Annotated in this window: 16 protein-coding genes and 1 tRNA gene; 7 read left to right on the forward strand and 10 right to left on the reverse strand. The window is 63.9% G+C overall.

Features of this window, described 5'->3' with window-relative positions:
- Positions 1–2: 2 nt before the first annotated feature.
- Together sdhA and L630_RS0105125 are read left to right on the forward strand one after the other, a co-directional pair.
- Complete coding sequence (gene sdhA / locus L630_RS0105120; protein WP_024847207.1) at positions 3–1,841, forward strand: succinate dehydrogenase flavoprotein subunit; 1,839 nt, start codon at positions 3–5, stop codon at positions 1,839–1,841.
- Between the two features lie 15 nt (positions 1,842–1,856).
- The gene (locus L630_RS0105125; protein ID WP_024847208.1) at positions 1,857–2,636 is read left to right on the forward strand and encodes a succinate dehydrogenase iron-sulfur subunit; all 780 of its coding nucleotides are present in this window, start codon (positions 1,857–1,859) and stop codon (positions 2,634–2,636) included.
- A 72-nt stretch (positions 2,637–2,708) separates the two neighbouring features.
- On the opposite strand, the gene L630_RS0105130 is transcribed toward L630_RS0105125, so the two are convergent.
- From L630_RS0105130 to L630_RS0105160, 7 genes are all read right to left on the reverse strand, one after another.
- Positions 2,709–3,044: a hypothetical protein gene (locus L630_RS0105130; protein ID WP_024847209.1), complete on the reverse strand. Its 336-nt coding sequence runs from the start codon at positions 3,042–3,044 to the stop codon at positions 2,709–2,711.
- 30 nt (positions 3,045–3,074) lie between these two features.
- On the reverse strand, positions 3,075–3,689 hold the full coding sequence (locus L630_RS0105135; RefSeq protein ID WP_024847210.1) for a pyridoxamine 5'-phosphate oxidase family protein: 615 nt from the start codon (positions 3,687–3,689) through the stop codon (positions 3,075–3,077).
- Between the two features lie 10 nt (positions 3,690–3,699).
- Positions 3,700–4,347: a septation protein A gene (locus tag L630_RS0105140; protein ID WP_024847211.1), complete on the reverse strand. Its 648-nt coding sequence runs from the start codon at positions 4,345–4,347 to the stop codon at positions 3,700–3,702.
- Complete coding sequence (gene ftsY / locus L630_RS0105145; protein ID WP_024847212.1) at positions 4,347–5,792, reverse strand: signal recognition particle-docking protein FtsY; 1,446 nt, start codon at positions 5,790–5,792, stop codon at positions 4,347–4,349. Before ftsY ends, L630_RS0105140 begins: the two co-directional genes overlap by 1 nt.
- A gap of 17 nt (positions 5,793–5,809) precedes the next feature.
- Positions 5,810–7,105 carry a tRNA (N(6)-L-threonylcarbamoyladenosine(37)-C(2))-methylthiotransferase MtaB gene (mtaB, locus tag L630_RS0105150; protein WP_034329358.1) on the reverse strand — a complete coding sequence of 432 codons (1,296 nt, stop codon included), beginning with the start codon at positions 7,103–7,105 and terminating at the stop codon, positions 5,810–5,812.
- Between the two features lie 175 nt (positions 7,106–7,280).
- Positions 7,281–8,165 (reverse strand): diaminopimelate epimerase, encoded by an 885-nt coding sequence (gene dapF, locus L630_RS0105155; RefSeq protein ID WP_024847214.1) that lies wholly within the window; start codon positions 8,163–8,165, stop codon positions 7,281–7,283.
- An 88-nt stretch (positions 8,166–8,253) separates the two neighbouring features.
- Entirely contained in the window at positions 8,254–9,033 is a 780-nt protein-coding gene (locus tag L630_RS0105160; protein WP_024847215.1) for a glycosyltransferase family 25 protein, read from the reverse strand.
- Positions 9,034–9,375: 342 nt separating this feature from the next.
- On the opposite strand from L630_RS0105160, the gene L630_RS0105165 reads away from it, so the two are divergent.
- Complete coding sequence (locus tag L630_RS0105165) at positions 9,376–10,068, forward strand: hypothetical protein (protein ID WP_144706405.1); 693 nt, start codon at positions 9,376–9,378, stop codon at positions 10,066–10,068.
- Positions 10,069–10,116: 48 nt separating this feature from the next.
- A complete protein-coding gene (locus L630_RS23130; RefSeq protein ID WP_024847217.1) occupies positions 10,117–10,485 on the forward strand; it encodes a hypothetical protein in 369 nt (122 codons plus the stop codon).
- Between the two features lie 9 nt (positions 10,486–10,494).
- On the opposite strand, the gene L630_RS0105175 is transcribed toward L630_RS23130, so the two are convergent.
- A tRNA-Ala gene (locus tag L630_RS0105175) sits at positions 10,495–10,570 on the reverse strand.
- Between the two features lie 166 nt (positions 10,571–10,736).
- Here L630_RS0105175 and L630_RS0105180 point away from each other — a divergent pair.
- From L630_RS0105180 to L630_RS0105190, 3 genes are all read left to right on the forward strand, one after another.
- Entirely contained in the window at positions 10,737–11,024 is a 288-nt protein-coding gene (locus tag L630_RS0105180) for a YggT family protein (RefSeq protein ID WP_024847218.1), read from the forward strand.
- Positions 11,021–11,341, forward strand: coding sequence for a DUF167 domain-containing protein (locus L630_RS0105185; RefSeq protein ID WP_024847219.1), 321 nt, complete (start codon positions 11,021–11,023; stop codon positions 11,339–11,341). The genes L630_RS0105180 and L630_RS0105185 overlap by 4 nt, the downstream gene beginning before the upstream one ends.
- A 67-nt stretch (positions 11,342–11,408) precedes the next feature.
- A complete protein-coding gene (locus L630_RS0105190) occupies positions 11,409–12,020 on the forward strand; it encodes a hypothetical protein (RefSeq protein WP_024847220.1) in 612 nt (203 codons plus the stop codon).
- Between the two features lie 26 nt (positions 12,021–12,046).
- Here L630_RS0105190 and ppa read toward each other — a convergent pair whose 3' ends face one another.
- Complete coding sequence (gene ppa, locus L630_RS0105195; RefSeq protein WP_024847221.1) at positions 12,047–12,580, reverse strand: inorganic diphosphatase; 534 nt, start codon at positions 12,578–12,580, stop codon at positions 12,047–12,049.
- Positions 12,581–12,757: 177 nt separating this feature from the next.
- The gene (locus L630_RS0105200; protein WP_024847222.1) at positions 12,758–13,264 is read right to left on the reverse strand and encodes a GNAT family N-acetyltransferase; all 507 of its coding nucleotides are present in this window, start codon (positions 13,262–13,264) and stop codon (positions 12,758–12,760) included.
- Positions 13,265–13,317: the final 53 nt, after the last annotated feature.

Below are 13,317 nucleotides of genomic sequence, written 5' to 3' on the forward strand. Positions count from 1 at the left end.
AGATGAGAAAGAACCTCGAACGTCCTGCCGTAAACGGAAGAGCGTATACCTTCGTCGACCACAAGTTCGACGTGGTCGTGGTCGGTGCCGGCGGGGCGGGCCTGCGTGCCACCCTCGGCATGGCTGAGCAGGGCCTGAAGACGGCCTGCATCACCAAGGTGTTCCCGACCCGCTCGCACACCGTAGCGGCACAGGGCGGCATCGCCGCCTCGCTGCGCAACATGGGCCCGGACCACTGGCAGTGGCACCTCTACGACACCGTCAAGGGATCTGACTGGCTGGGCGACACCGACGCCATGGAGTACCTCGCCCGCGAGGCTCCGGCTGCGGTCTACGAGCTCGAGCACTACGGCGTTCCGTTCTCCCGTACCGAAGACGGTCGCATCTACCAGCGCCCGTTCGGCGGCCACATGCAGAACTTCGGTGACGGTCCTCCGGTGCAGCGTACCTGCGCCGCGGCTGACCGTACCGGCCACGCGATCCTGCACACGCTCTACGGCCAGTCGGTCAAGAACAACGCGCAGTTCTTCATCGAGTACTTCGCGCTCGACCTGATCATGACCGACGGCGTCTGCACCGGCGTCGTTGCCTGGAACCTCGACGACGGCACCATCCACCGCTTCGCTGCGAAGATGGTCGTCCTGGCCACCGGCGGCTACGGCCGGGCCTACTTCTCGGCGACGTCCGCGCACACCTGCACCGGCGACGGCAACGGCATGGTCGCCCGCGCTGGCCTGCCGCTGCAGGACATGGAATTCGTCCAGTTCCACCCGACCGGCATCTACGGCGCAGGCTGCCTCATCACCGAGGGCGCCCGCGGCGAGGGCGGCTATCTCGTCAACTCCGAAGGCGAGCGCTTCATGGAGCGCTATGCCCCGTCGGCGAAGGACCTTGCCTCGCGTGACGTCGTCTCGCGCTGCATGACGCTGGAGATCCGTGAGGGCCGCGGCGTCGGCAAGAACAAGGACCACATCTACCTGCACCTCGACCACCTCGATCCGGCGGTTCTGCACGAGCGCCTGCCGGGCATCTCGGAGAGCGCCAAGATCTTCGCCGGCGTCGATGTGACCCGCGAGCCGATCCCGGTCCTGCCAACCGTCCACTACAACATGGGCGGCATTCCGACGAATTACTGGGGCGAGGTGCTCAACGCGGACGCCGCCAATCCCGAGCGCATCCAGCCGGGCCTGATGGCCGTCGGCGAAGCAGGCTGCGCATCGGTGCACGGCGCAAACCGCCTCGGCTCGAACTCGCTCATCGACCTCGTCGTGTTCGGCCGCGCCGCCGCGATCCGCGCCGGCCAGGTGATCGACCGCGACTCGGCTGTTCCGGACATCAACGAGCAGGCCTGCGAGAAGATCATGGAACGCTTCGACGGCCTGCGCTTCGCCAACGGCGGTACGCCGACGGCGGTGCTGCGCGAAAAGATGCAGCGCGCGATGCAGGAAGACGCTGCCGTGTTCCGCACGCAGGAGTCGCTCGAGAGCGGCTGCCGACGCATGTCGCAGATCTGGTCGGAGCTGCCGGACGTGAAGGTCCACGACCGCTCGATGATCTGGAACTCGGACCTCGTCGAGACGCTGGAACTGCACAACCTGATGGCCTGCGCCATCACCACGGTGCACGGCGCCGAGGCGCGCAAGGAAAGCCGCGGTGCGCATGCGCGCGAGGACTTCACCCAGCGCGACGACGTCAACTGGCGCAAGCACACGCTGTCGTGGGTGGACGAGAAGGGCAAGGTCACGCTCGACTACCGCCCGGTCCACACGGAGACCATGCTGCCCCTCGAAGAGGGCGGCATCGACCCGGCCAAGATTGCGCCCAAGGCGCGCGTCTACTGATCGCGGGGAAAGAGAATGGTTGAAATCACCCTACCCAAGAACTCCCGGGTTCAAGAAGGCAAGGTGTGGCCGAAGCCGGAAGGCGCGACCAACCTTCGTGAGTTCCGCATCTACCGCTGGTCGCCGGACGACGACGAAAATCCCCGCATCGACACCTACTATGTCGATCTGGACGATTGCGGCCCGATGGTTCTCGATGGACTGCTGTACATCAAGAACAAGATCGACCCGACGCTGACGTTGCGCCGCTCCTGCCGCGAGGGCATCTGCGGTTCGTGTGCGATGAACATCGACGGCACGAACACGCTGGCCTGCACCAAGGGCATGAGCGACATCAGTGGGGCGATCAAGGTCTACCCGCTGCCGCACATGCCGGTGGTCAAGGACCTGGTGCCGGACCTGACCGTGCCGTACGCGCAGCTCTCTTCGATCCAGCCCTGGCTGCAGACCGTATCGCCGACCCCGGCGAAGGAATGGCGCCAGAGCCACGAGGACCGCGCCAAGCTCGACGGCCTCTACGAGTGCATCCTCTGCTTCTGCTGCCAGACCTCGTGCCCGAGCTACTGGTGGAACGGCGATCGCTACCTTGGCCCGGCCATTCTGCTGCAGGCCTATCGCTGGCTGATCGACAGCCGCGATGAAGCGACCGGTGAGCGCCTCGACAACCTCGAGGACCCGTTCCGCCTTTATCGCTGCCACACGATCATGAACTGCACGCAGGCCTGCCCGAAGGGCCTCAACCCGGCCAAGGCGATCGCAGAGATCAAGAAGATGATGGTCGAGCGCCGCGTCTGACGCGCCGTCTGGGACCTAAAGATAGGAAAGGCGGGCTTCGGCCCGCCTTTTCTTTTGCCGTCGTGTTGGCGCCTATTTCAGGAGCGCGACGAGATCGGCGATGATTGCTGCCAACACGCCGGCTGCAATCAGCAGCACGCCGATCATGAAGGTCCGGCTCGCCCGGTCGAAGACGCGGCGCTTGAGCGAGTCGTGGCCGAGCATGACCAGGAGCGAGCGCAGCTGGGCGGCAATGCCCAGGAACAGGCAGGCGAGCGCCGGCAGATCGTCCAGCTCCCACGGAACCGGGTTGTTGGCCCACTGCGTCACGAATGAAAGCGAGAACGACAGGACGATGCCGATGACCGTGATCGTCCCGTTGCGGAAAAGTAGTTCGACCAGCTGGTCGTCGTCGTTGTGCTGATGCATGCCTGCCCCTCGTTGCTGCTTGCGGTGCGGTCACCACATCGTGCGGGCATAGGCCTCCGCAAGCGATTTGTCGACTTCCGCGCCGCTCTGGGTCATCGCGATCTGGTCGGCCAGGATCTGGCCGAGGGTCGGCAGCGTCGAACGGTCCGGCCATGTCTCCGGCTTCCAGAGTTGTGAGCGCATGAAGGCCTTGGCGCAGTGCATGTAGCAAGCCTCGACCGTAACGACGAGAACGGTGATCGGCAGTTTGCCGTCGACCGCGAATTTCTCGCGCAGGGCCAAATCAGCCGTGAGCCGGCCCTTGCCATTGATGCGCAGCGTTTCGTTCATGCCGGGGATCATGAACAATAGCCCCGCCGCCGGATTGGCGAGCAGGTTCTCCCAGGTGTCGAGTCGGTTGTTGCCGGGGCGGTCGGGAATGGCGATCGTCGCGTCATCAAGGACGGCGACGAAGCCGGGCTTGTCGCCCTTGGGCGTGACATCGGCGCGTCCTTCGGCGTCCTGAGATCCGATCAGCACAAAGGGACTGTGAACGATGAAGTTGCGCGCGTGGTGGTCGAGCGCGCGCATTTCCTTGAGCCTGGCGCGCTCAGAGGTCTCGCCGTAACGGGCCCGGAGTTCTTCCTTGCTGGTAATGAACTCCATTGCGCCCCTCCTATTCAGCCGGCTTTTCCTCCACGGAATGGCGCATGATGAGCGGCATCTGGCTGAATGTGAAGAGGACGGTGATCGGCAACGTCGCCCAGACCTTGAAGGCGACCCAGAAATCGGTCGAGAAATTGCGCCAGACGACCTCGTTCATCGCCGCGAGGACGAAGAAGAAGACGCCCCAGCGCAGCGTCAGCTTGCGCCAGCCCTCGGCGTCGAGCCTGAAAGCGGAGTCGAAGACATAGCCGAGCAGCGACTTGCCGAATATGAGGCCGCCGAGCAGCACCGCGCCGAACAGCGAATTGACGATGGTCGGCTTCATCTTGATGAAGACGTCGTCCTGCAAATAGAGCGTCAGCGCGCCGAAGATGAAGACGACGACGCCGGACACCAGCGGCATGATCGGCAGTGTGCGGGTCAGCAGCCACGACACAACCAGCGCGACCGCGGTTGCGATCATGAAGAGGCCGGTGGCGACGAAGATCGGCCCGCCGAGCCCGCCGAGCACGGGCCAGGTATCGATGAGCCATTCGCCCCGCGTATTGGCGAAGAAGAAGACGAGCAGCGGCCCGAGCTCCAGCGCCAGCTTCAGCAGCGGGTTGAGCTCCTGCTTCTTCGGGTCCGAGGGATCGCGCTCAAAGACGGGCTGATCCATCAATTTACTCCAGCAATCGCCCGGGCGAAGTCGCGGGCGGAGAAGGGCTCAAGGTCGTCGACCTGTTCGCCGACGCCGATGAAATAGACCGGCAGCTTATGCTTGGCGGCAATGGCGACCAGGATGCCGCCGCGTGCGGTGCCGTCGAGCTTGGTCATCACCAGACCGTTGACGCCCGAGACATTGCGGAAGATCTCGACCTGGTTGAGCGCGTTCTGGCCGGTGGTGGCATCGACCGTCTGCAGCACGGTGTGCGGCGCTTCCGGATCGTGCTTGCCGAGCACGCGGACGATCTTTTCGAGCTCCGCCATCAGCTCGGCCTTGTTCTGCAGGCGGCCGGCAGTGTCGATGATGAGGACGTCGGAATTGTTCGCCTTCGCCTTCTCGAAGGCGTCGTAGGCGAGGCCGGCGGCATCCGCGCCGAGCTTGGAGGAAACCACCTCCGAGCCGGTGCGCTCGCCCCAGATCTTCAGCTGTTCGATCGCGGCGGCGCGGAAGGTGTCGCCCGCGGCGAGCGTGACCTTCAGTCCGCCAGCGGTGAGCTTCGCGGCCAGCTTGCCGATGGTCGTGGTCTTGCCGGTGCCATTGACACCGACGACGAGGACGACGTGCGGCTTGTGCGAGAGGTCGAGTTCGAGGGGCTTCGCCACGGGCGCCAGCACCTTCTCGATCTCCTCGGCCATCACCTTGCGCACTTCCTCGCCGGAAATGTCCTTGCCGTAGCGGCCGGAAGCCAGCGAATCCGTCACGCGGATCGCGGTCTCCATGCCTAGATCAGCGCGCAGCAGCACGTCCTCAAGGTCCTGCAGCGTGTCTTCGTCCAGCTTGCGCTTGGTGAAGACGCCCGCGATCGAGTCGCGCAGCTCGCGCGACGATCGTGACAGGCCCTGAGACAGGCGCTGGTACCAGGACAGCCGCGGTTGCGGCTGGGTCTCTGCCTCCGCCGGCGCGTCCTCGACCCGCGCCTCAACCGCTTTTGAGACGATAACCTTTGCCGGGGCGCGGTCCTCGACAGCGGTGACGGCGGAAAGTTCCGGCTGCGGCGTGGACGGAATCTCCGACGGGCCGGACGGAATTTCCGGCTCGGCTGGTGCCGGCGGGACTTCCTCCGGTTGCGGCTCCGGCATTACCGGTTCCGGCTCGGCCGGAATTTCGGGCCGCGCTGGTTCTGGCGCAGGCGCAACGTCCGGTTCGGGTTGTGGCACTTCCGGAGCAGGCTCCGGCTCTGCGGGCACTTCCTCGGGCTGCGGCGGCACGACCTCGAGTTCTGCAGGAACCTCGGGCGCAATGGGCTCGGGAGCCGGCTCGGCAGGAACTTCGGCTGGCTGGGGCGCGGGAACGTCGGGCTCTGCGGGCTGCAGGACTTCCTGCTCTTCCGCGGGCTTTGCCGCTTCCTCTTCCGTCTTGCCGAAGGAGAAGATCTTCTTGATGAATCCGAGCGCCATGTTTCCTGCCAGTTGCTTCAGGCCGCGCGCATGGCGGCAGTCTGGGCGATCAGCTTCTCGCCGTCGTGACCCGAGATTTTCGCCTCGATGATGTCGCCGGGCGCGCCTGCTGCGATCGAGGTGACGAAAAAGCCCTCGGCGCGGCCGATGCCTTCCTTCTCGATGAGGATGCGCTGCGTCGAGCCGACGAGGCGGTCGAGATGAGCGAGGTGCGCGGCGTCGCCTGCGGCACGCAGGCGGGCTGCGCGTTCCTTGACGATGCGTCGGTCGACCTGCGGCATGCGCGCGGCCGGCGTTCCCTTGCGCGGTGAATAGGGGAAGACGTGAAGATGCGTCAGGCCGCACTCCTCGATGATCTTCAGCGAGTTCTCGAACATCGCGTCGGTTTCCGTCGGGAAGCCGGCGATGATGTCGGCGCCGAAGACGATGTCGGGGCGCAGGCGGCGCACCTCTTCGCAGAAGCGGATGGAATCGTCGCGCAGATGGCGCCGCTTCATGCGCTTGAGGATCATGTCGTCGCCGGCCTGCAGCGACAAGTGCAGGTGGGGCATCAACCGGCTTTCTCCGGCGATCGCCTCCATCAGGCTCTCATCGGCCTCGATCGAGTCAATCGACGAGAGGCGGAGGCGTGCAAGGTCGGGCACCTGCCGGAGGATTGTCGTGACCAGCTTGCCGAGCTTCGGCGTGCCGGGGAGGTCCCCGCCGTAGGAGGTGAGGTCGACGCCGGTCAGCACCACCTCGCGAAAACCATTGCCGACGAGGCGCTTGACCTGCTCGACGACCGAGCCCATCGGCACCGAGCGGGAATTGCCGCGGCCATAGGGGATGATGCAGAAGGTGCAGCGATGGTCGCAGCCGTTCTGCACCTGCACGAAGGCGCGGGCACGGCCTTCCAGCGAATCCACCATGTGCGAGGCCGTCTCGGTCACCGACATGATGTCGTTGACGCGGACCTTCTCGAAATCGTTGACGCCGAAGTCCGGCAACGCGCGGTAGGAGTGCGCCTTGAGCTTTTCCTCATTGCCGAGGACGAGGTCGACCTCGTCCATCGAGCCAAAGCCTTCCGGGTCGGTCTGGGCCGCGCAGCCGGTGACGATGATGCGCGCGTCCGGGTTCTCGCGGCGGGCCTTGCGGATCGCCTGCTTGGCCTGGCGCACCGCCTCGGCGGTGACCGCGCAGGTGTTGACGATGACCGCGCCGCCCGCGAGCGTGTCGAGCCCGGCCGTATGCGCCTCGCGCCGCATCACCTCGGATTCGTAGGCATTGAGCCGGCAGCCGAAGGTGAGGATGTCGATGCCCTTTGGATCGCTCACGGCTTCACCTCCGCAAGACTACCCCCACCCCGTACCCCTCCCCACAAGGGGGAGGGGGATACTGGGACGTGGAGCCCGGCAACAGTTGCTGTCGTCGATGCGAAATGCACCAATTCCCCTCCCCCTTGTGGGGAGGGGCTAGGGGTGGGGGTGATCCCCACATAACGCTTAAACATCATGCCGCGTCCTCGCTGACGCGCTGCCAGGAGCCAGTCTGCGGGTCGAACTCGCCAGCGAATTCCCATTCCGCCGGGCCGGTCATGATGACGTGCTCGTCCTCGCGCCACTCAATGATGAGCTTGCCGCCGCTGGGCGCCGTGATCGTCACCTTGCGCTCGGTGCGGCCGGTGCGCACGCCGGAGACGGCGGCAGCACATGCAGCCGAGCCGCAGGCGAGCGTGAGGCCTGCGCCGCGCTCCCAGGTGCGGATGTTCATCGAAGTGCGCGAGGTGACCTGCGCAATGGTGATGTTGGCGCGCTCGGGGAAGATCGGGTGGTTTTCCAGCAGCGGCCCGAACTTGTCGAGGTCGTAAGACCAGACGTCCTCGTCGACCCAGAAGATCGCGTGCGGGTTGCCCATCGAGGCGACCGAGGGCGAATGCAGCACCGGCGCATCGATCGGGCCGACCTGCAGCTCGATGGCGCGGGTGTCGGCAAACTCTTCGGCGAGCGGAATGTCCTGCCACCCAAGGCGAGGCTTACCCATGTCGACTGAGATCAGCCCGTCCTCGTGCTCGACCGCGTTGACGATGCCGGCGAGCGTCTGGAACGTGAACACCTTCCGGCCGGTCTCGGACGCGAGCGCAGAGACGACGCAGCGGGTGCCGTTGCCGCAGGCCTGCGCCAGCGTGCCGTCGGAATTGATGATCTCGATGTAGAAATCCGTGCCCGCAATGCGCGGGTCATGGATCGCCATGATCTGATCGAAATGGGTTGCCGGATCGGCCACGAGCGCGATCGCGGCCTCGGCCGTGATGCGATCGGCGCGGCCGCGCATGTCGGCAACAATGATCTTGTTGCCGATGCCGTTCATCTTGGCGAAGGAAGCGAGCGCACTCATGGGCGGTATATGGCGGAAATGGCGGGAAATTACCAGTGCCGCGGCCGGGGGCGAAGCGTCCCTGCCGCGACCCGGGCCGCGTTTGGCGTCAGGTGTGGAACTGCGCCCGGTCGATCAGCGGCTCGCGCCGCTGCGAGCGGAAGGCAGCCTGCAGGAGGCAACGGCCGCGGTTGAGCTCCAGCTCCAGCTGCAGCAGGACCTTGCGCAGCTTGCCTGCAGGCCGAAACGGCTTCTTCTGCGGCGGGCGATGAAACGCCAGGACGCTGTCGCCCTCGCCGAGGAAGCGCATCTGCACGGCCTGCGCCGGCTCGATCTGCAGGCCGGAAAGCCACGGCCGGTGCCAGAAATAGGAATCGACCAGTCCGTAGCGCTCGGTGTCCTGCAGCATGCGGCGTGCGACCTGAGGGCCGATCACATAGGCGGCCAGCCCGACGCGGTTCTTGTAGACGCGCCGCGCGACAACCTTCCCGCCAAGGAAGGTGAGGCTCTCGTGCTCGGCGAGGATGTGCGGCTCGGGCGTGAATTCTAGGTCGTAGGCGGTGTTGGCCGGCATGGGCGACCTCTCGATCTCGGCGAGCACCTGCGGCAGCGTGTCGGCCAGCACTGCGTCGTCCTCGAGGATCAGCACCGGCGCGCCCATTTCGGCGACCTTGTGCCAGGCCATCCGGTGTGAATGGAAGCAGGCGATGTCCTGCGGCAGCGTCGGGCCGGGCCAGACATTGGCGGCCGCCTGGCATTCGGCATCGGAGAGATCGCGGGCCTCGAAGGCGTCAAGGAACTCGAAGGAAAGGCCAAGGCGCGCAAGCTGGCTGGCCTGAAATGCCCGGCGAGTCGTTTCCTCTTGCCGGCTTATGATGATGATATGCATGCGGTATCCGGTATGTTGGGCGTCCCGCTTCGGTCGGGCTACGGGAGGTCGCGGCCCGCCCGCGATATGTCGGCGCAATGTCGAACCGGCGCCGCGCAAGACGCGCCGCGCCATTAGCATTTTCCCCGCCCAAAGGATCGAAAAGCCGGAAGCGTTCCCGCGCGCTGTTGCCGCAGGGAAGCGTCAGCCGGTCACGAGTCGATGATGTCTATGGGGAAGTCGGCGAAAGCATGGCCGGGGGGCGCGCGGATCGCTAGCCGCGGCCGCTATTACTTGCAGATTTCGTCGGTACGATTCATATCTACTAGAGGTGTGCTTCGGACGGTGAGAAGGGTGACTCTGATGAATGATCTGATCGGTGTTGGCCTTTATACTCCGGCCGAAGCAAGTCGGTTGCTTCACATACCTGCATCAAGAATTTTTCGGTGGCTTCGCGGGCATGAAGCCGCAGGAAAACAATACGAACCTCTGTGGGACCCTGAGGTAACGCTTGACGACGGGCGTCTTGTTCTGGGCTTTCGTGACTTGATGGAGGCGCGGGTCGCTGATGCCTTCATTCGACAGGGCGTTTCTGCCATTCGCGTTCGCGCGGCCATAAAACTCGCACGCGAAATCATAAAACAAAGTCACCCGCTGTCCACGAATCGATTCTTGACGGAGGGCAGGGAAATATTTCTTCATGTCATAGAAGAAGATGATGATGGCAATCAGACAGAGCGGCTTCTAAATCTCTTTAAGCGGCAATATGAGTTTAAGGGAGTGTTGGAGCCCATTCTGAAGACCGTTGATTTCGGGGCGGACGGACTGCCGAAGATGTGGTGGCCCGCGGGAAGACAGGTGAATATCGTCGTGGATCCGGAGCGGTCATTCGGCGCGCCAATTGACGGGGAAACGAGCATCCCGACTGCCGTCCTCGCTTCTGCGGTGCGTCTGATGGGCGAGGTTGACGCGGCGAAAGCCTACGAAGCTCCAATTTCTGCGGTACGTCGCGCGCTCGAATTTGAAGAAAGATTGGAGCAACGTTTGGCAGCTTGAAGGTCTTCTTCGACAATTGCACGCCGCCAGTACTCGCTACAACGTTGCATGGCTTTCCAAAAAGACGGCCATGCCGCGTATCATATAAAAGACGTCCCCGGGCTGCCTCGCGGGCGAAACTCCGCCGATGTCGAGTGGATCGAACTTCTGAAGAAGTCGTCTGAGCGGTGGATATTCATTTCAGGTGATCGGAGGCTACTGAAGAACGCGGCAGAGCGGGCGGCGCTACGCAGTGCGGGGCTCCATGGCTTTATTCTGGCACCCGGCTACCAAAAGACAGAACTCCATCACGTTGCGTCGCTTCTTATCTGGAGGTGGCCAGAGCTGCTGAAGATTACTGAGCTTGTCGCGCCCCCGGCGATGTACGAAATTCCGATGCAGCGCGGCTCGAAGCTTCGTCCAGTGAGTTTGAGATAAGGAAATCCTTGGTGGAGCTGAGGGGGATCGAACCCCTGACCTCGTCATTGCGAACGACGCGCTCTCCCAGCTGAGCTACAGCCCCTTCAAGAAGGTGGCGGAATTTAGGGTCGGGGTGAGCGACCTGTCAAGCGACGAAAAGGGCCTGCGACGCACATTTCGCATCACGTTTCGGAAGCGCGGAATTGCCGGCTCCCCTTGCCGCTGCCGGCAGGCTTGTTTACATGTTCCGGGTTCTTAGGGGAAACGGCATGCTCGCACTACTACTCACGGTTGATTACGCTCTCGGCATCTATTGGTGGCTGATTATTGCGTCGGCCGTGTTCTCCTGGCTCTACGCGTTCAACGTCGTCAATCCGCGCAACCAGTTCGTCGCCAATATCGGCTACTTCCTGCATAGGATCACGGAACCGGCGCTGCGACCGATCCGCCGCTTCATGCCGGATCTCGGCGGCATCGACATCTCGCCTATTCTTCTCCTCCTCATAATCTTTTTCATCCGTACCCTCATTCGTACCGAGCTGCTTCAGTTGGTGTGAACGAGCAGTCTTCCTTCTACAGGCGAGTTTCGGGCGGGCTCGAGCTTTTCGTCCGCCTGACGCCAAAATCGTCGCGCGATGCGGTCGAAGGCGTCGAGACCGCGTCCGACGGACGTGCGCATCTCAAGGCGCGGGTGCGGGCGGTGCCGGAAAAGGGCAAGGCCAACCAGGCGCTGGTCAAGCTGATCGCCTCGACGCTTGGCGTTCCTGCGCGCGACGTCGAGATCGTCTCGGGCGATACGGCGCGGCTGAAGACGGTGCGGGTCAGCGGCGATCCGGAATCGCTTGAGGAGAGCGTGCGCGGCCTGTCGGCCTGACCCCGGCTTTTCACGCGGCAAGGCGGCGGCTACCATGCCGGGGCGGAGTTTGCCCGGGGAGGACACCATGCGGCTTCCGGCATTGCTGGCGCTCGCGCTCGCGCTTGGTCCCGACGCTGTCGCCGAAGAAATCTTCAGCGAATACACCGACATCGACATCGAGCAGAACTGCACCGTCTACGATCAGGCGGGCGATGATGGCGGCGACTGGGTCAGCATGATCTGCGCCGGCTATCGCGGCTATCCGGTGATCCTGCAGTACAGCGACCTGCGCGAATCCGTGTTCTACGGCTTTCCGCCGATCGGCGAGGACGCGATTGCGTGGGAGAGTTTTGGCGTCTTCAACTCGACCGGCCCGAAGATCGAATGGCGCATCGAGCGCGACGGTGACGTCGAAACCCCGTTTGCCACCATCCATCGCTGGTTCGTCGCCAATCCGGTCGACGACAACGGCAAGCAGATCGAGGTGCTGGTGGTCGAAAAGGTCGGGCAGCTCAGCGACGGCGAAGGCTGCGCGGTCGCCTATGTCGTCGCAACCGGAAATCCCAATGCAAATGAAAAGGCGCGCCGCATTGCCGATGGCAGGGCGCGCCATTTCAGATGTGGTGATGAGCCGTCGGTCGATGCCGGCAGCGTGCCGCTGCCGGATGTCGTTCGCTGGACGGACAACCGGGGCTGACGCCCCGGGAGCAAAGGACCGGGTCTTTACTTGGCTTTCTTGGCGCGCTCGATCGCCTCGACGATTAGCTTCTTGGCGTAGTCGGAACCGTGCCAGCCGCCGATCTTGACCCACTTCCCCGGCTCGAGGTCCTTGTAGTGCTCGAAGAAGTGCTCGATCTGCTTGAGGGTGATCTCCGGCAGATCGGTGTGCTCGAACACCTTCTCATAGCGGCGGGTGAGCTTCGGGACCGGAACGGCGATGACCTTCTCGTCCTGGCCGCCATCGTCTTCCATCACCAGCACGCCGATCGGGCGGACGTTGATGACGCAGCCCGGGATGAGCGGGCGGGTGTTGCAGACCAGAACGTCGATCGGGTCGCCGTCGTCCGACAGGGTGTGCGGGACGAAGCCGTAATTACCCGGGTAGGTCATCGGGGTGTAGAGGAAGCGGTCGACGACGAGCGTGCCGGATTCCTTGTCCATCTCGTACTTGATCGGCTGTCCGCCAACCGGGACCTCGATGATGACGTTGACGTCTTCTGGCGGATTCTTGCCAATGGAGATGGATTCGATACGCATTTTCTTTTTCCTGACAGGCTTGAAAACGCGCTCAGGCGGGTGAGCGCAACTCGCCCGTGCCGATATACCGACCGGCTCGCTATTGCAATGCAACAACGTGCTGCAGGAGAGGCAGGATCAGTTCAATTGTTGTTTGAGAAGAGGGCGATCGGTGACTGACGACCGCTTTCGCGTGCGTCAGTTCCAGACGAAGGCGACCTTGCGCAGCGCCTTGGTGTCGAACACCTCGACGCCCTCGGCAACGTCCCGGCCGCCGGCACCCTCGTAGAAGCGCAGCGCGCCGTCGTTCTCCTCGAGCGCCCAGACGACGAGACCCGACAGGCCATGTGCGGCGAGACGCTCGCGGGCGGCGTTGAACAGGCGGGTGCCAAGGCCGATGCCTTGGTATTCAGGGCGCAGGTAGAGCTCGTAGATCTCGCCTTCCTGCGGCAATTCGCGGGCGCGGTTGCGGCCGATCGTGGCATAGCCGACGATGTCGCCGCCCATCTCGACAACGAGGACGCTGGCAGCGCGGCGAATCGCGTTCTCCCACCAGGCGCGGCCGCGGCGGCCGATCATGGAATTGAGGGCGCGATGCGGGATGATGCCCGCATAGGCGTTCTGCCAGGCTTCGTGATGCACGCAAGCGACTGCTTCCGCGTCGCGCGGCTCAGCCTTCCTGATGTCGATCGTCAGCGTATTCATGATTTGTTAAGGTTAACCTCGCGGATTCCGCCCGGCAAGCCGTCCAAGGGCCG

This window comes from Aminobacter sp. J41, assembly GCF_000526635.1.
In the GTDB taxonomy this organism is placed as follows: domain Bacteria; phylum Pseudomonadota; class Alphaproteobacteria; order Rhizobiales; family Rhizobiaceae; genus Aerobium.